This window comes from Kitasatospora sp. NPDC001132, from assembly GCF_053598415.1.
Window position 1 is genome coordinate 19,449 of sequence record NZ_JBSFKF010000041.1, and the last position, 20,808, is coordinate 40,256.

Here is a 20,808-nt window from a genome sequence, read left to right on the forward strand (position 1 = left end):
CGTCCCGTGGAGAGCCCGAAGCCATGACCCAGTCCTCCCTCGGCCGCTTCTACGACGCGTTCGCCGACGACTACCACCTCCTCTACGCCGACTGGAACGCCTCGATCGCCCGCCAGGGCGCCGCGCTGGACGCCCTGATCCGCGCGGGCCTCGGTGACCGCCCCGCCGAGGTGCTGGACTGCGCCTGCGGCATCGGCACCCAGGCTCTCGGCCTGGCCGCGCTCGGCCACCGCGTCACCGGCACCGACCTCAGCCCGGCCTCCGCCGCCCGCGCCACCGCCGAGGCCGCCGAGCGCGGCCTCCGACTGCCCACCGCCGCCGCCGACATGCGGGAACTCCCCTTCCCGGACGGGCGGTTCGACGTCGTCGTCTGCGCCGACAACGCACTGCCCCACCTCCTCACGGCCGAGGACGTGCGCGCCGCGCTCGGTGAGCTTCGGCGGGTCCTGCGCCCGGGCGGACTGCTGCTGGTCACCACCCGCCCGTACGACGAGCTGCGCCGCACCCGGCCCGCTTCCACGCCGCCGCAGACCGCCGAGACCGACGGCCGGCGGTCGGTCGTCTTCCAGCTCTGGAAGTGGCACGAGGACGGTGAGCGGTACGACCTGGAGCTCTTCCAGCTCCTGGCGGAGGACGGCGGCCAGTGGCAGATCGCCGTCCACCGCGCCACCTACTGGGCGCTCACCCAGGACCAGTTGAGTGGCTTCGCCGCCGAGGCGGGCCTGGTCGGCATCCGCTGGGAGCAGCCCGTCGACACCGGCTTCTTCCAGCCCGTCCTGATCGCCCGGGCGTCCTGACCTTCCGAAGGGCTCCGGCACGGTTTCCCGCGATCACCTCCTCCGCTGTCCGCTCGTCTCACCACCTCGTCACCCCCGACCCGATCGTCATGACCGCACGGAGCACGAGCGGCATCCTGACCATCCGCGGCGTGGCCTCGAACCCCCGTCTCGCCACCGTGGTGCCCGATTGGCCGGAGCGCGCCCCCTGACCCGAGCCACGCAGCGCTCCGCGCCTCTGCCTTCTCTACCCGCCCAACGCCACCACCGCCTCCGCGACCCGGGCCCCGCCGTCCTCCTTCGCCATCGCGCGGGCCGCCGCCTGCGCTCCTTCCCTCAGCCGCTGCTGCTCGACGGACTGACGGATCGCCCGCGCCAGCCGGTCGGCGGTCAGGTCGGCGAACCGGATCGGAGGGGTGGCGGCCCCGAGTCGGGTGAGCCGGCCGGCCCAGAACGGCTGGTCCGCCGCCACCGGGACGGGGACGCTCGGCACACCCGCGCGCAGCGTCGCGGCCGCCGTGCCCGCACCCGCGTGGTGCACCACGGCCGCCATGTGCGGGAACAGCCGCGCGTGCGGGAGTTCGCCGACGGTCAGCACGTCGTCGCCCTCCCCCGCAATCCCGGCCCAGCCGGCCTGCACCACGCCCCGGACGCCCGCCCGGCGCAAGGCCTCCACCGCGAGGGCGCTCAGCCGCTCGCCCTGCCCTGCGGCCATGCTGCCGAAGCCAATGAACACCGGCGGCGGGCCCTCTCGCAGGAAGTCCTCGACCTCGGCCGGGAGCCGGTAGTCGTCCGGCACGTAGGGCCACCAGTTGCCGACCACCCGCAGGCCCTGCCGCCAGTCGGCCGGCCGCGGTACGACGGTCGGGCTGAAGCCGTGCAGCACCGGCCAGTGCGCCCGCTCCACGGCCCGCCGACGCGCCGTCTGGGAGAGCGCCGGGAGGCCGAGCCGCGCCCTCATCCGGCGTGCGGCCCCGGCATGCAGCCGGTCGACGACCCGCTGGCCGAGCGCCCCCGCCGCCCGGTTGCCCCAGCTCCCCAAGGAGCGACCGCCCCCGACGACCGGAGGGAACTCCCGTGTCGGCAGCGTGGGTTGCAGGTAGACCCCCAGGCTGGGGACGTCCATCGCCTCCGCGAGGTGCCAGCCCAGCGGCGCGGTGGTGGTGCTCAGCAGGAGCAGATCGGCTCCGGGTGCGGCGGCGTCCGCGAGCCCGTCGCCCAGGTGACCGATGAATGCCGCGGCCCGCGCGAGCAGTTCGGAGCGCCCGCCCGTCGACCCGGTGCCCGCCCCGCGCGGATCGACCGGGAGCGGGCGGAAGTCGAGGCCGCTGCCGGCCACCAGCTCGCGGAAGGTATCGGGCGCCGCGAGCGCGACCTCGTGCCCCGCACCGCGGAGGTGCGCCCCGAGACCGGTGTAGGGGGCGACATCGCCGTACGATCCGGCGGCCATCACGAGGATCCTCATCGGGCTGCCTCCTGGTGGCCGCTGCCGTCGCGCCGTTCGGCGTTGGCGCCGATCGCCGACCGGAGGTAGCCGGCCAGGCCGGGGCGCTGTTCGGCCGGCGGGACGACGAGGGCGAAGGCGCGGGCGTCCGCCTCGTAGTCGTCGGCGATCCGGCAGTGCATCTCCGGCGGGCAGGGCGTGAACCACCGGGTGATGTGCTGCCGGTGCTGCTCGGCGAGGTCCAGCACCGTCCGGTGGTCGACCGGCAGCCCCTCGTCGAAGGCGTCCAGGAGCCGGCCGCGCCATTCGGCGGCCTCCGCCATCAGCTGCTGCCAGTCCTCCTTGGAGTGGGTGGCGGCGCGGGCCAGGGCCTCCTGGTGGCTGTCCCGCTCGCCCCACTTGAGGTGGGCGTCGGCCGCGTAGCTGAGGTCGAAGACCACGTCCCCGAAGACCTCGAAGCGCTCCTGGGGCGTCAGTTCGACCCCGGTGCGCTGGACCTCGATGGCCCGCTCGGCGACGTCGACCAGCTTCTGCAGGCGGCCGATCTGCTCAGTGAGGGCCTGGCGTCTCGCCAGCAGGTGGTCGAGCGCGTTGGCTTGCGGATCCGCCAGGATGTCGGCGATCTCGTCGAGCGGGAAGCCGAGTTCCCGGTAGAAGAGGATCTGCTGGAGCCTGGCGAGGTCCGCGCCGCTGTAGAGCCGGTAGCCGGCCGGGCTGCGCTCACTGGGCGAGAGCAGCCCGGACCGGTCGTAGTAGTGCAGGGTCCGGATCGTGACCCCGGCGAAGCCGGAGACCTGGCCCACAGACCAGCTCATGCGTCCCTCCGATCATCCGTGCGTTCTGCTGCGCCCCACCGTGCGGCCTGACGTGGGGTAAGGGTCAACACGCGCAGCTCAGGGGCCTGCTCCGGATGCCGGGAGGCGCCCTCGGTCAGGTCTCGCGCTGCGGGTGGTAGGCGCTCTCGGGTATGCCGAAGGTCCAGGCGACCCCGGCGCGCGCGGTGCGGGTGCTCGGGGGGACGCGCAGCCAGTAGGTGCGGTGGGTGCCGTCCGGCTCGGGGGTGGAGTTGACCACCTCGACCATCACCACCGGCTCGTCGTCGGGCAGGACGATCCGCCAGAGCACACCGGTCTCGTCCCGGTGGACGGGCTCGGCGCCGGAGTCGGCCAGGTAGCGCTCGTATCCGTAGTGCTCCAGCAGGACGCGGCGCAGCTCGGCGTTCTCCTCGGTGCGGATCCGCTCGACCGTCACCCCGGCCAGGCCGGCCAGGAACTCCGGCGGGACGGGCATGCCTCGCCAGGCGTGCAGGGCGAAGCCGTCGGCGTACTCCAGGGCGGGCCCGTCCGCGCGGTCGAGCCGGCCGGCCTCGTCGCGGTGCAGGGCGGTGGGCCGCTCGCTGATCAGTGCCACGTCCTGGTACGGCCACCACCAGCCGACCCGCCGGGCCAGCTCGGCGAGCGGGGCGACGGCGTCGGCGCCCGCCCCGGCGGCTTCGAAGGCGGCGAACCACGGCGCGTCGTGCTGGCCCCGCACGGCGTCCAGCAGGGCGAGCCGGACGGTGGTGCGACGGGCCCGGGCCTCCTCGGCCACGGCGGCGTCGGCCTCCCGGTCGGCCTCGGGGGCGAGCCGGTCGAGCACGGCGTTGCGCAGCCGGTCGGCGAGCGGGGTGGTGACCGGGCCGAGCTCGCCGCCGGTGAGCGCCCAGTGGCCCGCCCACCCGGCGGTGCCGACCTGCTCGACAGCCCGCCGCCGGGCCTCCTCCCAGGGCCGGGTGCGCACGGCCTCGCGCACGCTCTGCGCGCCGGCGGCCCGCAGCTCCAGCGCCGCCTCCGTCGCGGCGAGCGGCGACCCGAACCAGCGGACCGCCGCGGGCTCGGGCAGCCCGGCCGCCCGGTAGGCGGCCCGGACGGCGTGCTCGGCCGCCGCCCGGTCGCCCGCCCCGGTGGCCGCCGCGGTGGCCGCCGCGGCCGCCCGCCAGCGGGCCGTCACCTCGGCCGGCCCGGACACCGCCTGCGCGGCGCCGCCGTGGACCTCGTCGTGGATCACCGTGTCCATCCCTGCTCCGTTCCCGGCCGGGCTCCCCGCCCGGCCGTCCGTTCCCGTTCCGTGCCGCGGCCCCGGCCGCGCGCTCCGCCCTCGTGCCCCGCCCCGCGCTCACCCGCCCGCCGACCCCCGTGCGGCGGGCGGAGCGGTCGTCAGTCCGCGACCACCCGCACGGCGCCCGGCACGTACTCGCGCTGGCGGACCACCCGGTACCACCCCTTGGGTAGCGGTATCGCCGCGTGCTCCTCGTGCACCACCCGGCCGCCCTCGGGCAGGTGGAGCCAGCTCGCGCCGAACGGCCCGCTCTCGCGGCGCAGCGCGCCGGGGCCGACCACGGCGTGCGCGTGCCCGGTGACCTCGCCGAGCGCGAGCACCATCCGGCCCCGGGCGTCCCGGGCCCGCACGGCCAGCTCGGCCACCCGCGGCGGCACCGCGCCCTCCTCGACCGGCACGATCAGCACATCGCCCTGGCGGTACATCAGTCCTCCCTCGCCGTACGGCCGGACTCCGGCGGACGCCGGAACCCGTGGCTCCGCCGCGTCCGCCGCGGTCACTCTCCGGAGCCAGGACCCGAACATAGGGCAAGGGTCTGACAACGCGCCCGGGCGGTGACCCGGCCGCCGGATTGTCAGTCCCGGCTGGTAGACAGTTGTTCGGCCCAGATCCCCGAGGAGCAGTGCATGACTGTCAACGACCACATCGAACGGTTCCACGGTCTCCCCGTCTTCGACTTCGTGGAGGCCTTGGCGGAGGCCGAGGAGAAGGGCGGCTCCGGCGCCGTCCGGCTGCCGGACGCGGCCTCGGCTGCCTGGCGGATCAGGCTCGACTACGAGTCCGACGCGACGTTCGTCGAGCGCTGGGAGCAGTTCCTCGCCACCGTCGACACCGAGCGGGTCACCGCGGTGGTGATCGGCCAGTGGTCGCCGGACGAGCCGGACGGCTTCCGGGAGCCGATGGAGGCGATCGTCGCCGCCGCCGGCCGACTGCCCGCCCTGCGCGCGCTGTTCGTCGGCGACATCATCGCCGAGGAGTGCGAGATCTCCTGGATCCAGCAGTGCGACATCACACCGCTGCTGACGGCCTTCCCGCGGCTGGCCGAGCTGGTGGTGCGCGGCGCCTCGCAGGACTGGGACGGCAAGGGCGGGCTGGCCCTGGAGCCGCTGCGGCACGAGGCGCTCGAGGCGCTGCGCTTCGAGGCCGGCGGCCTGCCTGGCTCGGTCGTGCGCGCGGTGGCCGGCTGCGACTTCCCGGCCCTGGCCCGGCTGGAGTTCTGGCTGGGCGTGGACAACTACGGCGGCGACGCCACGATGGACGACCTCGCTCCGTTCCTGGACGGCACCCGCTTCCCGGCGCTGCGCCACCTCGGCCTCCAGAACAGCGAGTTCCAGGACGACATCGCGGCCGCGGTGGCGCACGCGCCCGTCGTCGCCCGGCTGGAGTCGCTCGACCTCTCCATGGGCGTGCTGACGGACCAGGGCGCCACCGCCCTGCTGGAGGGCCAGCCGCTCACCCACTTGCGCGCCCTCGACCTGCACCACCACTACCTCACCGAGCAGATGCAGCAGCGCCTGCGCCAGGCCCTGGCCGGGGTCGAGATCGACCTCTCCGAGGCCGGCAAGCCCGACGACCGGTGGCGCTACGTGGCCGTGGCCGAGTAGCCGTCACCTCACGCGCGCACCGGCCGACCTCCCGCACGCGTCCGACCATCCGTCCGACCACTCGACCCATCAGGATCCGACATGGCCGTCTCCCGCCACATCGAACGCTTCCACGAGCTGCCGATCCACGAGTTCACGCCCGACGACGCCCGGCCGCGGCCCGCCGCCGGCGCCGTCGCCTGGCGGCTGTCCCTCGAATACGGTTCCAAGCAGGACTTCGCCCACCTCTGGCGGTCCTTCCTGGAGGAGGTCGATCCGGCCGGTGTGCGCGCCGTGGTGATCGGCGCCTGGTGGCAGGACGGCTACACCTCCGTGGGCCCCGCGGTCGAGGCCGTCACCGCCGACGCTCGGCGCCTGCCCGCCCTGGAGGCGTTGTTCCTCGGTGAGGTGACGTACGACGAGTGCGAGATCTCCTGGCTCGAGATGGACGACGTCACCCCGCTGCTGAACGCCTTCCCCGGGCTGAGGTCGCTGGCCGTGCGCGGCGGCATGGACCTCGCCCTGGAGCCGGTCCGGCACGACCGGCTGACCAGCCTGCGATTCGAGTCCGGCGGCCTTCCGGCCACCGTGGTGCGCGCGGTGGCCGGCTCCGAACTGCCCGCGCTGGAGCGCCTGGACCTCTGGCTCGGTGTGGACGAGTACGGCGGTGACGCCACGCCGGACGACCTGGCGCCGTTCCTGGACGGCACCCGGCTGCCGAGGCTGCGCCACCTCGGGCTGGCCAACAGCGAGTTCCAGGACGAGATCGCCGCCGCGGTGGCGCACGCCCCGGTGGTCGCCCGGCTGGAGTCGCTCGACCTCTCCATGGGCGTGCTCTCCGACGAGGGTGCCACGGCCCTGCTGGAGGGCCAGCCGCTCACCCACCTGCGCGCCCTCGACCTGCACCACCACTACCTGAGTGACGCGCTGCAGGAGCGCCTGCGGGAGGCCCTGCCCGGGGTCGAGATCGACCTCAGCGAGGCCGAGGGCGACGAGATGGACGACGAGGACGACCGCTACGTCTCGGTCGCCGAGTAGGCGGGTGCGGAGGCGATGACCATGCGGCTGACCGTCCTCGGCAATCCTGGGCACCGACGGGTGACGCTGTTCGCGGCCGCGGCCCGGGCCGCCGGACTGCCCGAGCCCGCCGTCCTGCCCTGGCTGGACGTGCTGCGTGGCCGGTACCGGCTGCCCGAGGGCGCTCTGCTGCGCGTCGAGTCGCCCGGCGAGGAGCCGGAGGTCGACAGGCTGCTGCGCGGCCCGGCGCTGGGCTGCGGCTACGCGCCGACCAGGGTCGAGGGCACGGCCGTCTGGTACGAGGGCGTCATGGCCGCGCTGCGCGGGCTGGCCGCCCGGCCCGGCGTGCGGCTGCTCGGCGATCCGGAGGAGATCGCCGTGATGTTCGACAAGCGACGGGCGCACGCCCTGCTCGCTGCGGGCGGAGTGCCAGTGCCCAGGGCGCTCGGCGGCGAGGTCACCGACTGGGAGCACCTGCGCGAGCGCCTCGCCGAGGCCGGCCTGCGCCGGGTCTTCGTCAAGCCCGCGCACGGCTCCTCCGCCTCCGGGGTGATGGCCCTGGAGTTCGGGCCGCGCGGGCAACTGCAGGCCACCACCTCGGTGGAGCTGGCCGACGGCCGGCTCCACAACTCACTGCGGGTGCGCCGCTACCGCGACGAGCGGGAGGTCGCCGCGATCGTCGACGCCCTGGCACCGGACGGATTGCACGTCGAGCAGTGGATCCCGAAGGCCTCGCAGTCCGGCCGCTCCGCGGACCTGCGGGTCGTGGTGGTCGCCGGCCGGGCCACCCACGCCGTGGTGCGCACCAGCACCCAGCCGATGACCAACCTGCACCTCGGCGGGGCCCGCGGCAGCGTCGAGCAGGCCCGGGAGACGGCGGGGCCGGCCTGGCCGGCCCTGCTGGAGACGGCCGAACGCGCGGCGGCCTGCTTCCCCGGCTCACCGATGGTCGGTGTCGACGTCCTGCCCACGGCCGGCTGGCGGCGCGCCCTGGTCGGCGAGGTGAACGCCTTCGGCGACCTGCTCCCCAACCTCACCGGCCTGCCCGGCGGCCCCGCCGAGGGTCTGGACACCTACGGCGCCCAGCTGGCCGCACTCACCGCCCCCTCCCCGTCGTCCCCCGTGGCGACGGACCACCAGATCACGGAACCCGCTCGATGAACCACCAGAACACCGCCCCCGTCCCGGCTCCCGCTCCCGACATGAACGCCGTCGTGGGCTCCCACGACCTGCTGCTCGTCACCCTCGACACGCTCCGCTTCGACGTCGCCGAGGAGCTGGCCGCCGCCGGCCGCATCCCGAACCTCGCCGCCGTCCTCCCCGGCGGCCATTGGGAGCGCCGGCACGCGCCCGGCAGCTTCACCTACGCCGCCCACCAGGCGATCCTGGCCGGCTTCCTGCCGACACCGGCCTCTCCAGACGGCCCGCACCCGCGCCTGTTCGCCGCCCGCTTCGCCGGCTCGGAGAGCACCGCCCCGCGCACCTGGGTGTTCGACGCCCCTGACCTGCCGACGGCCCTGGCCGCCTCCGGGTACCGCACGGTGTGCATCGGCGGTGTCGGGTTCTTCAACAAGCAGGGCCCGCTGGGCTCGGTGCTGCCCGGGCTCTTCCAGGAGAGCCACTGGGCGCCCGAGTTGGGCGTGGCGTCGCCGACGTCCTTCGAGGAGCAGGTCGCCCGGGCCGAGCGGGTCGCCGCCGAACAGCCCGCCGACCAGCCGCTGTTCCTCTTCCTGAACGTCTCGGCACTGCACCAGCCGAACTGGTTCCACCTGCCCGACGCCACTCGTGAGCACGGGGACTCCCGGAACAGCCACGCCGCCGCCCTGGAGTACGTGGACGCGCACATCGGCCGCCTCTTCGCCGCGATGAGCGCCCGCCGCCCCTGCTTCGCGATGGTCTGCTCCGACCACGGCACCGCCTACGGCGAGGACGGCTACACCGGGCACCGGATCGGCCACGAGGTGGTCTGGACGGTCCCGTACGCGCACTTCACCCTCCCCGCCCGGGCGGCGCACCCCACCGCGACCTCCGAGGAGCACGCATGACCACCGCACCCCCGCGCCCGGACTCGCCGTACCAGTCGTACGTCTACGCGTACCCGCACAAGACGGCCTACCGCCCGCTGCCCGGGCGTCCCCCGCTGCGCGAGCTGTGGGCCGGCGAGGCGCAGCACGCGCTCTCGCTCTACCTCCACATACCGTTCTGCGAGGTCCGTTGCGGCTTCTGCAACCTGTTCACCCGGATCGGCAGCCCCGAGGGCCTGACCACGGCGTACCTGGACGCCCTGGAGCGCCAGGCCACGGCGGTGCGCTCGGCACTGGACGACGGGGCCCGGTTCGCGCTGGCCGCGTTCGGCGGCGGCACCCCCACCTATCTGACGGCCGGTGAGCTGGAGCGGCTGTGTGACATAGCCGAGCAGCGGATGGGCGCCGACCTGAGGGCGGTACCGCTCTCGGTGGAGGCCTCGCCCGCCACCGCGACCGCCGACCGGCTGGAGGTGCTGGCCGCCCGGGGCACCACCCGGTTGAGCCTGGGCGTGCAGTCCTTCGACGACACCGAGGCGCGCTCCGCAGTCCGCCCGCAGAAGCGGGCCGAGGTGGAAGCCGCCCTCGGCCGGATCCGCGCGGCCGGCTTCCCGGTGCTCAACATCGACCTCATCTACGGCATCGACGGCCAGACCGAGGCGAGTTGGCTCCGCTCGCTGGACACCGCGCTCGCCTGGCAGCCCGAGGAGCTGTACCTCTACCCGCTGTACGTCCGCCCGCTGACCGGCCTGGCCCGGCGCGGCGAGCAGGAGAGCCAGGCCGCCTGGGACGCCCGCCGGCTCGCGCTCTACCGGGCCGGCCGCGACCACCTGCTCGCCCACGGCTACCAGCAGGTGTCGATGCGGATGTTCCGCCGCGCCGCCTCCCCGCAGGCCGGAGCGAGCGAGTACGCCTGCCAGACCGACGGCATGGTCGGGCTCGGCTGCGGCGCCCGCTCCTACACCTCGCGGCTGCACTACTCCTTCGACTACGCGGTGAACGCCACCGCGGTGCGCGGCATCATCGACGACTACGTCGCCACCGAGGACTTCCACCGGGCCGAGGTCGGCCACTGGATGGGCGGCGAGGAGCCCCGCCGGCGGCACCTGGTGCAGTCGCTGCTCCAGGCCGAGGGCATGGCGCTGGCGGACTACCGCGCCCGGTTCGGCAGTTCACCGGTCGAGGACTTCCCGGCGGAGCTGGCCGGGTTCGCCGAGCGCGGCTGGCTCGCCGAGGGCGATCCGGCGTACCTGCGGCTCAGCCCGGAGGGGCTGGCGCACTCGGACGCCGTCGGGCCGGTGCTGTTCTCGCCCGAGGTCCGGGCCCGGATGGCCGCGTACGAGGCGAAATGACCTTCCTCGGCATGCCCTCCGCCCCACCGTTGCCGGAGGACGGCGCGCGGAGCCTCACGCTGCTCTACCGCGGTCCGCTCGCCTCCTGCGACTACGACTGCCCGTACTGCCCGTTCGCCAAGCGGCGCGACAGCCCCGAGCAACTTCGGGCCGACCGGGCCGCGTTGGAGCGCTTCACCGGCTGGGCCGCCGGGCGCGCGGACACCGGCGACACCCTGTCGTTGCTGTTCACCCCCTGGGGCGAGGGGCTGGTGCGGTCCTGGTACCGCCGCGCGCTGGTCGAGCTGAGCCACCTGCAGCACGTCCGCCGCGTCGCGATCCAGACCAACCTCAGCTGCCGCACGGGCTGGCTCGCCGAGGCGGACCTCGACGCCCTCGCCCTCTGGGTCACCTTCCACCCCGGCCAGGTCACCCGCGAGCGCTTCCTCGCCAAGTGCCGCGAGTTGGACGCACTCGGCGTGCGCTACAGCGTCGGTGTGGTCGGCCAACCCGAGCACCTCACCGAGGCCCGCCGGCTGCGCGCCGAGCTCTCCGACGGCGTCTACCTGTGGGTCAACGCCGCCGAGGGCCTCGCCTACACCGACGCCGAGGCCGCCCAGTGGGCCGCGGTGGACCCGCACTTCGGCTACAGCCGGCACGCCCACCCCAGCGCCGGGCTGCCGTGCCGCACCGGGGAGTCCGTACTGTCGGTCGACGGCGACGGCACCGTGCGCCGCTGCCACTTCGTCCGGGACGTCCTCGGCAACCTCTACGACGGCAGCTACCGCTCCCGACTGCGGCCGCGCGCCTGCCCCCTGCCGGTCTGCGACTGTCACATCGGCTACGTCCATCTGGAGACCCTGCCACTGTACGAGCTGTTCGGCGCGGGCGTGCTGGAGCGCGTGCCGCACGACTGGCCGGCGGGCCGGCGATAAATCGGTTGCGATCCAACCACTCTGTGTGAAAGCGTACGAACATCCGCACAGGACCAGCTGGTTCGGACATTCGGAAAGGAGGCCCGCAGATGATCAGTGGTATACGGCCCGCCGTCGTGCCGGGCCTCGTACTCGGTGACACCTCGGCTCGCGCTTCGACGCGTGAGCCGCACCCGGCCTGACGCCCCGCGCCCGCCATCCCGGCGGCGCCACCGCCCGACGCGCCTGCTGCTCACCTCCTCGTCGAAGCGCTCTTCGTGTCCCCTGCACGATCGACCACGAGGAGTCCCGGTGTCCGACACCCACCGGCCCGGCATCATCGCCCTGCCCATCTCTTCCACCCTGCCCGCACCCTGGCACAGCGAGAACGGAGCACCCCCGCCGCGGCGCCTGATCGCCGCCGACGACACCCTGTCCGCCGGGGCCGCCTACAGCCTGGCGTGCGAGGGCACCGCCCTGCTCTGGCAGGGCACCTACCCCGGCGCACTGCGCCTCCTGCACGCCATGCGCCGCCGCGCCGAGCGGCGCCGGCCCCGATCCACCCCCGACTCCCCGGCCGATGCCTTCCGGCAGCACCGTCGGGAACGCGCCCGCCTCGCGCGTGTCCTCGGCACGCTGTTGGTGCCGCTCGGCGCGGACCACCGCATCCGGCTCCACCGGGCGCCCGACGTCCGCGAGGCCTGCCTGGCGGCCTACGGACCGCTCCTTGACAACAGAATCGTGTCCCTTCGCGAGCTCCTCGGTGTGATCGGCGCCCACCAGTGGCGCACCAGGGGCGTCGAGGTTCCGGCCCTCGGTGCCCGCATCCACCCGCACTACGGGGTCTTCTCACCCGTCCGCGGCGAGTACGTCGACCTCGTCGCCCGGGCGCCGCTGCCACCGGCCGCCCGTACCGACCCCACGGCCACCGCCCAGGACCTCGGCACCGGCACGGGGGTGCTCGCCGCGCTCCTGGCGCGGCGCGGACTGCGCGAGGTCCTGGTCACCGACGCCAATCCACGCGCCCTCGCCTGCGCCCGAGACAACGCCCGCTGCCTCGGGCTCGCCGACCGCATCAAGATCGCCGGCACCGGCCTCTACCCTCCCGGCCACGACCGGGCCGCCCTGATCGTGTGCAATCCCCCGTGGCTGCCCGGCCGCCCGAGCTCCAGCCTCGACGACGGCGTGTTCGACCAGGACGGCCGCATGCTCCGCGGCTTCCTCGACGGCCTGGCCGACCGTCTACTGCCCGATGGCGAGGGCTGGCTCGTCCTCTCCGACCTCGCCGAACACCTCGGCCTGCGCTCCCGCGCCGACCTGCTCGGCGCCGTCTCCGAGGCCGGGCTGCGCATCACCGGGCGTCTCGACACCGTCCCCCGCCACCCCCGGGCCACCGCCCCCGATCGGTCCGATCCCCTCCTGCGCGCCGCCCGCGCCGCCGAGGTCACCTCGCTCTGGAGGCTGGCCCCCGCATGACTCCCGGCAGCCTCCCGCACACGGCCCGACGCGGTCCTGCGCTCACCGGGCGGCACGGCCCGCGCGTCCCTAGCCCGGTGACAGGGAGGAGGCGAAACACCATGCTTGGAGACGCTCCGCTGCAAGCAGTCATCTCCGCCACCGATCTCGCCCGCGCCAAGGCCTTCTACACCGACGCCCTCGGCCTCAAGCTGACCGAGGAGGGTGCGGAGGAATTCGTCTGCGACAGCGGCGGCACCCAGTGCACTGTCTACCGCACCCCCAGCGGTGGTCAGGCCGCCCACACCCTCGCCAGCTTCAAGGTCGCCGACCTCGATGGCGAGATGACCGGCCTCCGCGGCCGCGGCATCACCTTCGAGGGGTACGACTTCCCCGACCTGCGGACCGTCGACGGCGTCGCCGAGGGCGAGGGCATGCACGCGGCCTGGTCCAAGGACAGCGAGGGCCACATCCTCTGCGTCTCCCAGCGAGTCGGCCCGTAGCCGCCCCGCGCCCGTCGCATACGCCACCGCTGCCCGGCCCGCTCGTACGGAGCGGACCGGGCAACAGCGGGCCGGTCGGCGTCCGCCGTCACGAGCGGCCGATCACGGCCCGCCCGCGCGCCCACCGCCCGCGTGCCCGCCGCCAGAGCGCCCTGGTCGAGGCGACCGGGTCGAAGGATCCCGGGTGGTCCCGCGTCAGCGGATAACAGGCGAATCCGATCAGCGCCGCGCTGAAGTGACCGATGCTGGTGTAGTCCCGGCTCTGCTGCACACCCAGTCCGTAGACGACCAGCACCCCTGCCGCGTACAGGTACCGCCAGGGCGGCACGATCAAGTAGGCGAGTACCGCGACCACCCCGGCCAGCGCGTAGCTGACGCCGTAGTCCAGGGTGTAGACGGCCCTCGGCGGGGCCAACCCGCGGCGGATCGCCCAGCCGAGCACGCCCTCGCTGAGGTAGGTAGCGCCGACATGTGCGACAGCCGCCACAGAGATCCAGCGCAGGGTGCCGAGCCACCGTTCGGCCGGCACGTGGAAGACGTTGTACAGCAGGAAGTAGAGCGGCCAACCACCGCCCGCGATCCACAGGGCACTGGTCGCCAGGACCCGCACCGGCGAGACCTGGAGGTGGTGGAGGTTGGTCGAGCGCCGATGCAGGATGCGGTCCGCGGTCGCCGGATCGACGTGCCTGATCACCTGCGTGGTGACGAGCAGGATCGCCAGCCAGATGTAGGTGCCCGGCGCGCGCCGGACGTAGGCCCACACCGCGCGGCCTGCCCGCGCCCACCAGGGCCGCCGGTGCGCTTCGGAGCCCCCGGCGGTGCTATCGGCCATCGACGCCTCCTCGACGCTGCTCCCCTCACCCTCACCCCCACCCGGCTCCACCGCCACCCGCCACGACCGAGGCCGATGCGCGACCGCACGAGGGTTCCCGGCCCCGGACCGCACACCCGCCTCCGGCCCCCACCGCCTTCCGGCCGCTCGCGTACGCTGGCGCTCGGACCGTCCGGCCGCGGGCTTCCCGGCCGCGCACCGGGCGATCCCTCACCGGGAACCGCCGAACAAGGGCACCAGGCACGATGAGCGATCGCCTCACGACGAGGACACCGACCGGCCCCGATGCCTCCCGGCGCCCGGCCCCGAGAGCCGCCGCCCCAAAGGCCGCCGCCCCGAGGTTCTCCGCCCTGGGAGCCGCCGCCCGGCTGCGGCTGACCGCGGCGTACGTCCTGCTGTTGACCGTGACGGCAGCCTGGCTGGCGAGCCAGGGCCATGCCGAGCGGGCCCGGTTCGTCCGGCACAACAGCAGCAATGTCCACCACCTGGAAGTGGGCAAGTGGTGGACCCTGTTCACCAGCGGCCTGGTGGTCGACGGCGTCCCGGCCTGGGCGGGCATCGCGGCGGTCGCCGCCGCCCTGGGCCTGGCCGAGTGGCGCTGGGGGCCGGCCCGGGCCGGAGCGGTCTTCCTCTTCGGACACCTGGGCGCCACCCTGCTCACCGAGGGCGCCATGTGGGTGATGGTGACCGCCCGCATCCCCGGCGCGCTCTCCCACGCCCGCGACGTGGGCATCAGCTACGGCCTGGTCGCCACCGGCGCCTGTCTGCTCGCCCTCGGCCCGCTCCCGCTGCGCCGCTACGGCCTGCCGGCGCTCGCGCTGACCCTGGCCACCGCCTGGGCGCTGGACCAGCAGCTGGCCGACGCCGGCCACCTGGTCGCCCTCGGGCTGGGCGTACTCGCCTCCCGTACCGCCTGGCTGCGCACCCGGCGGTCCGGGCAGGCGCCCTGATCCCCCCCAACCACCGGACCGCCCAACGGAGTTGGCCGGACACAAGACCCGCATGCGATGGCCCGGCGAGCCACCGTCGCCACCGGGGATTCCGTATGCCCTTGCATTACTCTGCAAATCTATGCCAGAGTTCGGGCATCGGATCGATTACGCCGAATCCCGTCACACATCGCTAGATCAGGGGCCCGCTCCTCGCGGGTCAGAGGGTGCATCCATGTCGAAGGTCTTGAGCAAGCTGCCGGTCGGTGAACGGATCGGCATCGCATTCTCCGGTGGGTTGGACACCTCCGTCGCCGTCGCGTGGATGCGCGAACACGGTGCCCTCCCCTACGCCTACACGGCCGACATCGGCCAGTACGACGAGCCGAACCTCGCCGACGTCCCGGCCCGGGGCCGCGCGTACGGCGCCGAGCAGGCCCGGCTGGTCGACTGCCGGGCCGCGCTGGTCGAGGAGGGCCTGGCCGCCCTCGCCTGCGGCGCCTTCCACATCCGCTCCGCCGGGCAGACGTACTTCAACACCACCCCGCTCGGCCGCGCCGTGACCGGCACGCTGCTGGTGCGCGCCATGCAGGAGGACGGCGTCTCCATCTGGGGCGACGGCTCCACCTACAAGGGCAACGACATCGAGCGATTCTACCGCTACGGCCTGCTCGCCAACCCCAACCTGCGGATCTACAAGCCGTGGCTGGACCAGGCGTTCGTCGACCAGCTCGGCGGCCGCAAGGAGATGTCCGAGTGGCTCGCCGAGCGGGACCTCCCGTACCGGGACTCCGCCGAGAAGGCCTACTCGACCGACGCCAACATCTGGGGCGCCACCCACGAGGCCAAGCGGCTGGAGTACCTGGACGCCTCCATGGAGATCGTCAGCCCGATCATGGGCGTGGCCTTCTGGGACCCGGCGGTCGAGATCCAGACCGAGGACGTCACCATCGAGTTCGAGTTCGGCCGCCCGGTCCGGATCAACGGCCAGGAGTTCGCCAGCGCCGTCGACCTGGTCCACCAGGCCAACACCATCGGTGGCCGGCACGGCCTGGGCATGTCGGACCAGATCGAGAACCGCATCATCGAGGCCAAGAGCCGCGGCATCTACGAGGCCCCCGGCATGGCGCTGCTGCACATCGCCTACGAGCGGCTGCTCAACGCCATCCACAACGAGGACACCATCGCGACGTACCACACCCAGGGTCGGCGGCTCGGGCGGCTGCTGTACGAGGGCCGCTGGTTCGACCCGCAGTCGCTGATGCTCCGGGACAGCATCCAGCGCTGGATCGGCCACCCGGTCACCGGCACCGTCACCCTGCGGCTGCGGCGCGGGCAGGACTACTCGGTCATCGACACCCAGGGTCCCAACTTCAGCTACCACCCCGAGAAGCTGTCGATGGAGCGCAGCGTCGACGCCGCGTTCGTCCCGGACGACCGCATCGGCCAGCTGACCATGCGCAACCTCGACATCGCCGACTCGCGCAGCAAGCTGGAGCAGTACGCGGTGCACGGCCAGCTGGCGCCGTGGAGCGGCCTGATCGGCGAGCTCGCTCCGGGCGGTGCGGCTCCCATCGCGGCCGGCACCGGTGACGAGGAGGACCCCACCGCGCTGGACCACGCGGCGATCGAGTCCGGCAACGACTGACACGCTCCGCGCTCGCGGAGGGCCGTCGCACCCCAACGGTGCGGCGGCCCTCCGCCGCTCTCGCCCCGCGCCGGCCCCCACTCGTGACTCCGCGCCCGTCCCCCACCCGCTCTCCCCACCCGACCTCACCCGAACGGCGGCACCGGCCGTGCGCCGACCGCCCGTCGGTAGCTGAATGGCGGACGGTGCCCGGCGACGGGAAGGCGGGTCGGGAGATGGGTGAGGCTATCGGCCCGATGCTGGCCTCCGCGGTGGCGGTCGCGCTCAGCCCGCTGCCGCTGATCGCCGTCCTCCTGATCCTCGCCTCACCGCACGGACGGGCCAACGGGATCGCCTTCACGGCCGGCTGGCTGCTCGGCCTGGCCACGGTGGTGGCCTCCGTCGTCGCGGCGGGCACCGCGCTGGACCCGGCCCGCACCACGCCGACCTGGTCCTCCTGGCTGAAGCTCGGCCTCGGCACCGCGCTCCTCGTGCTGGCCGCCCGGCAGTGGCGCGAACGGCCCCGCCCCGGCCGGGTCACCGCGCCACCGGCCTGGCTGCTCTCGATCGACCGGCTGACCGCCGCCCGGTCCGCCGGTCTCGCGGTGGTCCTGATCGTCGCCCACCCCAAGACCCTGATCCCGGCCGTCGGCGGGGCCGCCTCCATCGCCGCCGCGCCGCCCGGCGCCGGGGTCGGGGTCGGCATCACTACCGGCATCGGCATCGGTATCGGCGGGAAGGCGGTGGCCGCCACCCTGATGGTGCTCCTCGGCTCGCTGGGCACCCTGCTGCCGCTCGTGGTCCACCTCGTGGGCAACGACCACGCGCGGCAGACCCTCGGCGAGTGGCGGGCCTGGACGGCCACGCACAACGCGGCGATCATGACCGCCGTTCCGCTGCTGCTCGGCGCCGAGTACCTGGGCGCCGCCGTCTCGGGGCTCGCCTGAACCCCGACCGGCCGCACCCGTCACCGCACCCGTCCCCGCACCCGTCCCCGCACCCGCACCCGCACCTGCACCCGCACCCGCACCCGTCACCGGATCCGGACCACCCCCCGCCCCCGCACCGCCCGGACGCCCAACCGTCCGGGGTGCGCCCTCGGTCGCGCCGCCACGGCCTCCCGCACCGTCAAAAGGATCTCGCCGTCATAGTGCTCAGCCAGCAGCCGTGCCAGCTCCGCCGCCCCGCCCGGCCGGACGTCGGGCGCCAACTCCGGCAGCCGGCCAGGGGCGCTCAGGTCCTGGGCCTGGGCGGCCCAGCGGGCCGCGTCGCGCCGCTCGCCCTCGGCGGTGTAGTGCACCGCCAGGCAGTGCACGGCCAGCTGGTCCCCGTACTGAGCGGCTATCCGCCACCAGAAGACGCCGTCCGCCGTGCGGCCCATGCCGTACAACAGGCAGCCGAGGGTCCGGAAGGCGGTCTTCTCGGCGAGTTCGAGGTCCAGGGCCAGTTCCCCTGGCTCCACCGCGCCCGCCACCCCCGCGCACAGGTGCCGCAGGTCGCGCCGCAGCTCCGCCCGCCCCCCGGCCCACCTGAGCTGTCCCGGAACCGCCGCCGCCCCGGAGCCCGACCGCACTCCGGGGCCGACCCCCACCCCCGCCCCGGCGCCGGTCCCGGAGCCCGCCGCCACGGACGCACCCGGGCTGGGCCCCGCCGCCGGAGCGTGCGGGGGCCGGGCGCCGGCGGGTGGCCGGTCGGGGCGTTCGCGCACCACCGGGGCGGGTCGCCGGACGGCGGCGAGCCGCTCGGCCAGTCGGCGGGTGAAGGCCACCGGATCGTGGTCGTCGAACTCCCGCTCCAGCTCGACGGCGTGCGCGTGCAGCAGGTCCGCGACCCTCATGTCCGTGCCCCGCCGTCGTCCGGATGCTCCAGCAGGTACTCCAGGTGGCGCCGTCCGAGGCTGTAGTAGGTGCGGGCGGTGGTGTGCGCGATGCCGAGGGAGCGTCCGATGTCGGGGTAGGACAGTCCCGCCTGACGCAGCCGGACCACGTCGGCCTGGACCGGGGCGGCCCGCGCGAGCTCCTCCATCGCCCAGTCCAGCGCGTCCAGCTCGGCGAGCTCGTTCAGTTCGTCCTGGCTGGTGTCGGGACGGCGCTGGGCGATCACCCGCAGCCGCTTGCGTTCGGTGCGGCGACGCTCGCGCAGCACGTCCACCACGGCATCCTTGACGATCTTGAAGGCGAAGGCCTGCGGATCGGGGCTGGCCAGGGCCCGGCGCCAGTTCTTGTAGAGCGTGGTGCCCGCGTTCTGGACGGCATCCTGGGCGTCCTCACGGTGCCGCAGGCGTTGCTGGGCGTAGCGGAGGTACCCGGAGTTCTCTCGGGTGAAGAAGGCCTCGAAGTCGTTCGGCAGGTCGCCGAGCGGGTCGGCTCGCAGTCCCCGCTCCTCGCCCGGCCCGGGAGTGCTCACGCGGCCCCCCTTTCGTCGGTCAGCTGGCCGGCCCACCTGGTGGCACGCCGACGGCCCCTTGGGGCTCGTGGTGTAACCGTCCGGGAGCTCCGCGATGTTGACCGGATCGGGCGGACAATTGCCGAAAGATTCCGTTCACATTCGGACAGCGCCGCTGACCTGCCGCTTCACCCTCGCGAACCCAACGGACGCATCCGAAACGTGACCCAGATCACAGGCTCACGGAAGGATGGCTTGACAAGCCTTCCAGGGCCACCCCAGGGCCATCCCACCCGAACACCCCCCACTCCACCCGAACACCCCCCGCTCCAGTCGGCCACGCCCCTACGGCGCCGGCTCGACCTCGGCGGCGTCCAGCGCGGCGGTCACCCGGTCCAGCAACCCGCGCAGCGCCGCCAGGTCCTCGAGCGGCAGCCCGGCCGCCGCGAGCAGTCGGCGCGGGACCAGCCCGGCCCGCTCGCGCAGCACCGACCCCTCGGGGGTCAGGCGGACGGTGACCGACCGCTCATCCTCGGGGCTCCGCTCGCGGCGCACCAGTCCGGCCGCCTCCAGGCGCTTGAGCAGCGGGGAGAGCGTTCCGGAGTCCAGCCGCAGCCGCTCGCCGATCCGCTTGACGGGCAGCTCGCCCTCCTCCCACAGCACCAGCATGACCAGGTACTGCGGATAGGTGAGTCCGAGGTCCCGCAGCAGCACCCGGTACACACCGCCGAAGGCACGGGAGGCCGCATTGAGCGAGAAGCAGATCTGCTGGTCGAGGCGGAGCAGCTCCTCGTCCGCCAGGCCGGGATTGGTGGTCATGGACCCATGATAACGATCGCCAGCGCGCGACTTAGTTGTGCGCAATTGAATTGCGTGCTCTACTTGGTTACAACGCAGCGACCACCGAGCGGCCGCCGCGAAGCGGTCCGGGCCCCGCAACCGCCCGGACGACCGACCGCACGAACACCCAGGACCCGAAGGGAAGCCACCATGGACGCGCTCTACACCGCAGCCGCCACCGCCAACGGCCGGGAGGGTCGTGCCGTCAGCTCCGACGGCCGGCTGGACCTCACGCTGGCCATGCCGCCCGCGCTCGGCGGCAGCGGCCAGGGCACCAACCCGGAGCAGCTCTTCGCCGCCGGCTACGCCGCCTGCTTCGCCAGCGCTCTCGGCCTGGTCGGCCGGCAGGCCCGGGTGGACACCAGCGAGGTCTCGGTGACCGCCGAGGTGTCCATCGGCAAGGACGAGGCCGGCTTCGCCCTCGCCGTCGTCCTGCGCGTCGAGCTGCCCGAGTCCCTCGCGGGCGAGACCGGCGAGGTGCTGGTCAAGCAGGCGCACGAGGTCTGCCCCTACTCCCGCGCCACCCGGGGCAACATCCCGGTCGAGCTGGTCGTCGAGTAACCGGTCGGACGCCCAGGCACCCCCGCCCGTACGCCCGAGGCTCGCATCCCGAGGCCCGCAAGGCTCCCAGGTCCGCCTCCCCGAGGCCCCGCGTCCCGAGCCGACCCAGCTCAGTCCCCGCCCGGCCCGTTCGCCGAGCGCAACGTGTCCAGTCGGTGCCGGTACTCCTCCGCGTCGATCTCACCCCGCGCGAACCGCTCCGCGAGCAGCTGTTCCGCGGCCGGCCCCTGGCCCCCCTGCCCCACCTGGCCCCAGCCCTGTGCTCCGCCCGCCCCCGGCCCACCGGCGCCCGGAACCGCCCGCCCGGGCGGGATCGGCTGCCGGGTGTGCGACACGTAACGGAACAGGGCCACCGCGAGGAGCACCAGGATCACCAGGACCACCAGCATCCCGAACACCATCAGCCCCATGCCCCAGCCACCGACGTAGTTGTGTTCGTGCCAGTACCTCATCAGGACCTCCTCCTCCGGCCCCGCCGGGGCCCGCCGAG

22 protein-coding genes are annotated in these 20,808 nt (G+C 74.2%); 13 read left to right on the plus strand and 9 right to left on the minus strand.

The features are described from left to right. Positions 1-23: 23 nt before the first annotated feature. Positions 24-797 carry a class I SAM-dependent methyltransferase gene (locus ACWDBE_RS34710; RefSeq protein ID WP_449792853.1) on the plus strand — a complete coding sequence of 258 codons (774 nt, stop codon included), beginning with the start codon at positions 24-26 and terminating at the stop codon, positions 795-797. Between the two features lie 226 nt (positions 798-1,023). Here ACWDBE_RS34710 and ACWDBE_RS34715 read toward each other — a convergent pair whose 3' ends face one another. The 4 genes from ACWDBE_RS34715 to ACWDBE_RS34730 all read right to left on the minus strand — a co-directional run bounded on the left by ACWDBE_RS34715 (position 1,024) and on the right by ACWDBE_RS34730 (position 4,742). Continuing rightward, a complete protein-coding gene (locus ACWDBE_RS34715; protein ID WP_449809933.1) occupies positions 1,024-2,241 on the minus strand; it encodes a glycosyltransferase in 1,218 nt (405 codons plus the stop codon). Next, positions 2,238-3,035, minus strand: coding sequence for a MerR family transcriptional regulator (locus tag ACWDBE_RS34720; protein ID WP_392877695.1), 798 nt, complete (start codon positions 3,033-3,035; stop codon positions 2,238-2,240). Before ACWDBE_RS34720 ends, ACWDBE_RS34715 begins: the two co-directional genes overlap by 4 nt. Positions 3,036-3,150: 115 nt before the next feature. After that, positions 3,151-4,275, minus strand: coding sequence for a DUF6745 domain-containing protein (locus ACWDBE_RS34725; RefSeq protein ID WP_449792856.1), 1,125 nt, complete (start codon positions 4,273-4,275; stop codon positions 3,151-3,153). 140 nt (positions 4,276-4,415) lie between these two features. Beyond that, positions 4,416-4,742: a hypothetical protein gene (locus ACWDBE_RS34730; protein WP_449792857.1), complete on the minus strand. Its 327-nt coding sequence runs from the start codon at positions 4,740-4,742 to the stop codon at positions 4,416-4,418. 201 nt (positions 4,743-4,943) lie between these two features. Here ACWDBE_RS34730 and ACWDBE_RS34735 point away from each other — a divergent pair, with 201 nt between their 5' ends. The 8 genes from ACWDBE_RS34735 to ACWDBE_RS34770 all read left to right on the plus strand — a co-directional run bounded on the left by ACWDBE_RS34735 (position 4,944) and on the right by ACWDBE_RS34770 (position 13,144). Continuing rightward, entirely contained in the window at positions 4,944-5,921 is a 978-nt protein-coding gene (locus tag ACWDBE_RS34735; protein WP_449792858.1) for an STM4015 family protein, read from the plus strand. Positions 5,922-6,002: 81 nt separating this feature from the next. Continuing rightward, a complete protein-coding gene (locus tag ACWDBE_RS34740; protein ID WP_449792859.1) occupies positions 6,003-6,938 on the plus strand; it encodes an STM4015 family protein in 936 nt (311 codons plus the stop codon). Between the two features lie 15 nt (positions 6,939-6,953). Further along, positions 6,954-8,078 carry an STM4014 family protein gene (locus tag ACWDBE_RS34745; RefSeq protein WP_449809934.1) on the plus strand — a complete coding sequence of 375 codons (1,125 nt, stop codon included), beginning with the start codon at positions 6,954-6,956 and terminating at the stop codon, positions 8,076-8,078. A 41-nt stretch (positions 8,079-8,119) separates the two neighbouring features. Then, the gene (locus tag ACWDBE_RS34750) at positions 8,120-8,962 is read left to right on the plus strand and encodes an STM4013/SEN3800 family hydrolase (RefSeq protein WP_449792887.1); all 843 of its coding nucleotides are present in this window, start codon (positions 8,120-8,122) and stop codon (positions 8,960-8,962) included. Then, positions 8,959-10,293 (plus strand): STM4012 family radical SAM protein, encoded by a 1,335-nt coding sequence (locus ACWDBE_RS34755; protein ID WP_449809935.1) that lies wholly within the window; start codon positions 8,959-8,961, stop codon positions 10,291-10,293. Before ACWDBE_RS34750 ends, ACWDBE_RS34755 begins: the two co-directional genes overlap by 4 nt. 11 nt (positions 10,294-10,304) lie before the next feature. Continuing rightward, complete coding sequence (locus tag ACWDBE_RS34760; protein ID WP_449792862.1) at positions 10,305-11,207, plus strand: STM4011 family radical SAM protein; 903 nt, start codon at positions 10,305-10,307, stop codon at positions 11,205-11,207. Between the two features lie 291 nt (positions 11,208-11,498). Beyond that, the gene (locus tag ACWDBE_RS34765) at positions 11,499-12,662 is read left to right on the plus strand and encodes a methyltransferase (protein ID WP_449809936.1); all 1,164 of its coding nucleotides are present in this window, start codon (positions 11,499-11,501) and stop codon (positions 12,660-12,662) included. 101 nt (positions 12,663-12,763) lie between these two features. Next, the gene (locus tag ACWDBE_RS34770; RefSeq protein ID WP_449809937.1) at positions 12,764-13,144 is read left to right on the plus strand and encodes a VOC family protein; all 381 of its coding nucleotides are present in this window, start codon (positions 12,764-12,766) and stop codon (positions 13,142-13,144) included. Positions 13,145-13,232: 88 nt separating this feature from the next. On the opposite strand, the gene ACWDBE_RS34775 is transcribed toward ACWDBE_RS34770, so the two are convergent. Continuing rightward, entirely contained in the window at positions 13,233-13,976 is a 744-nt protein-coding gene (locus ACWDBE_RS34775) for a rhomboid-like protein (protein WP_449792865.1), read from the minus strand. A gap of 245 nt (positions 13,977-14,221) precedes the next feature. On the opposite strand from ACWDBE_RS34775, the gene ACWDBE_RS34780 reads away from it, so the two are divergent. From ACWDBE_RS34780 to ACWDBE_RS34790, 3 genes are all read left to right on the plus strand, one after another. Beyond that, positions 14,222-14,926 carry a rhomboid-like protein gene (locus tag ACWDBE_RS34780; RefSeq protein WP_449809938.1) on the plus strand — a complete coding sequence of 235 codons (705 nt, stop codon included), beginning with the start codon at positions 14,222-14,224 and terminating at the stop codon, positions 14,924-14,926. Between the two features lie 214 nt (positions 14,927-15,140). Beyond that, on the plus strand, positions 15,141-16,553 hold the full coding sequence (gene argG, locus ACWDBE_RS34785) for an argininosuccinate synthase (RefSeq protein ID WP_449809939.1): 1,413 nt from the start codon (positions 15,141-15,143) through the stop codon (positions 16,551-16,553). A 215-nt stretch (positions 16,554-16,768) separates the two neighbouring features. Next, positions 16,769-17,479 carry a GAP family protein gene (locus tag ACWDBE_RS34790; RefSeq protein ID WP_449792867.1) on the plus strand — a complete coding sequence of 237 codons (711 nt, stop codon included), beginning with the start codon at positions 16,769-16,771 and terminating at the stop codon, positions 17,477-17,479. A gap of 86 nt (positions 17,480-17,565) precedes the next feature. On the opposite strand, the gene ACWDBE_RS34795 is transcribed toward ACWDBE_RS34790, so the two are convergent. The 3 genes from ACWDBE_RS34795 to ACWDBE_RS34805 all read right to left on the minus strand — a co-directional run bounded on the left by ACWDBE_RS34795 (position 17,566) and on the right by ACWDBE_RS34805 (position 19,736). Next, positions 17,566-18,369, minus strand: coding sequence for a hypothetical protein (locus ACWDBE_RS34795; protein ID WP_449809940.1), 804 nt, complete (start codon positions 18,367-18,369; stop codon positions 17,566-17,568). Continuing rightward, complete coding sequence (locus ACWDBE_RS34800) at positions 18,366-18,938, minus strand: RNA polymerase sigma factor (protein ID WP_392877724.1); 573 nt, start codon at positions 18,936-18,938, stop codon at positions 18,366-18,368. The genes ACWDBE_RS34795 and ACWDBE_RS34800 overlap by 4 nt, the downstream gene beginning before the upstream one ends. 324 nt (positions 18,939-19,262) lie before the next feature. Further along, positions 19,263-19,736, minus strand: a complete 474-nt coding sequence (locus tag ACWDBE_RS34805) for a MarR family winged helix-turn-helix transcriptional regulator (protein ID WP_449792869.1) — start codon at positions 19,734-19,736, stop codon at positions 19,263-19,265. 171 nt (positions 19,737-19,907) lie between these two features. On the opposite strand from ACWDBE_RS34805, the gene ACWDBE_RS34810 reads away from it, so the two are divergent. Further along, a complete protein-coding gene (locus ACWDBE_RS34810; RefSeq protein ID WP_449809941.1) occupies positions 19,908-20,318 on the plus strand; it encodes an organic hydroperoxide resistance protein in 411 nt (136 codons plus the stop codon). Between the two features lie 110 nt (positions 20,319-20,428). On the opposite strand, the gene ACWDBE_RS34815 is transcribed toward ACWDBE_RS34810, so the two are convergent. Beyond that, entirely contained in the window at positions 20,429-20,770 is a 342-nt protein-coding gene (locus ACWDBE_RS34815; protein ID WP_449809942.1) for a hypothetical protein, read from the minus strand. Positions 20,771-20,808 lie beyond the last annotated feature (38 nt).

What these genes read in the sequence shown, in the direction of transcription:
- ACWDBE_RS34740 (WP_449792859.1), top strand. Translation starts at nt 6,003, where the DNA reads ATGGCCGTCTCCCGCCACATCGAACGCTTCCACGAGCTGCCGATCCAC.
- ACWDBE_RS34770 (WP_449809937.1), top strand. Translation starts at nt 12,764, where the DNA reads ATGCTTGGAGACGCTCCGCTGCAAGCAGTCATCTCCGCCACCGATCTC.
- ACWDBE_RS34760 (WP_449792862.1), top strand. Translation starts at nt 10,305, where the DNA reads ATGCCCTCCGCCCCACCGTTGCCGGAGGACGGCGCGCGGAGCCTCACG.
- ACWDBE_RS34735 (WP_449792858.1), top strand. Translation starts at nt 4,944, where the DNA reads ATGACTGTCAACGACCACATCGAACGGTTCCACGGTCTCCCCGTCTTC.
- ACWDBE_RS34720 (WP_392877695.1), bottom strand. Translation starts at nt 3,035, where the DNA reads ATGAGCTGGTCTGTGGGCCAGGTCTCCGGCTTCGCCGGGGTCACGATC.
- ACWDBE_RS34795 (WP_449809940.1), bottom strand. Translation starts at nt 18,369, where the DNA reads ATGAGGGTCGCGGACCTGCTGCACGCGCACGCCGTCGAGCTGGAGCGG.
- ACWDBE_RS34815 (WP_449809942.1), bottom strand. Translation starts at nt 20,770, where the DNA reads ATGAGGTACTGGCACGAACACAACTACGTCGGTGGCTGGGGCATGGGG.
- ACWDBE_RS34780 (WP_449809938.1), top strand. Translation starts at nt 14,222, where the DNA reads ATGAGCGATCGCCTCACGACGAGGACACCGACCGGCCCCGATGCCTCC.
- ACWDBE_RS34715 (WP_449809933.1), bottom strand. Translation starts at nt 2,241, where the DNA reads ATGAGGATCCTCGTGATGGCCGCCGGATCGTACGGCGATGTCGCCCCC.
- ACWDBE_RS34775 (WP_449792865.1), bottom strand. Translation starts at nt 13,976, where the DNA reads ATGGCCGATAGCACCGCCGGGGGCTCCGAAGCGCACCGGCGGCCCTGG.
- ACWDBE_RS34790 (WP_449792867.1), top strand. Translation starts at nt 16,769, where the DNA reads ATGGGTGAGGCTATCGGCCCGATGCTGGCCTCCGCGGTGGCGGTCGCG.
- ACWDBE_RS34750 (WP_449792887.1), top strand. Translation starts at nt 8,120, where the DNA reads ATGAACGCCGTCGTGGGCTCCCACGACCTGCTGCTCGTCACCCTCGAC.
- ACWDBE_RS34725 (WP_449792856.1), bottom strand. Translation starts at nt 4,275, where the DNA reads ATGGACACGGTGATCCACGACGAGGTCCACGGCGGCGCCGCGCAGGCG.
- ACWDBE_RS34810 (WP_449809941.1), top strand. Translation starts at nt 19,908, where the DNA reads ATGGACGCGCTCTACACCGCAGCCGCCACCGCCAACGGCCGGGAGGGT.
- ACWDBE_RS34745 (WP_449809934.1), top strand. Translation starts at nt 6,954, where the DNA reads ATGACCATGCGGCTGACCGTCCTCGGCAATCCTGGGCACCGACGGGTG.
- ACWDBE_RS34710 (WP_449792853.1), top strand. Translation starts at nt 24, where the DNA reads ATGACCCAGTCCTCCCTCGGCCGCTTCTACGACGCGTTCGCCGACGAC.
- argG (WP_449809939.1), top strand. Translation starts at nt 15,141, where the DNA reads ATGTCGAAGGTCTTGAGCAAGCTGCCGGTCGGTGAACGGATCGGCATC.
- ACWDBE_RS34805 (WP_449792869.1), bottom strand. Translation starts at nt 19,736, where the DNA reads ATGACCACCAATCCCGGCCTGGCGGACGAGGAGCTGCTCCGCCTCGAC.
- ACWDBE_RS34730 (WP_449792857.1), bottom strand. Translation starts at nt 4,742, where the DNA reads ATGTACCGCCAGGGCGATGTGCTGATCGTGCCGGTCGAGGAGGGCGCG.
- ACWDBE_RS34755 (WP_449809935.1), top strand. Translation starts at nt 8,959, where the DNA reads ATGACCACCGCACCCCCGCGCCCGGACTCGCCGTACCAGTCGTACGTC.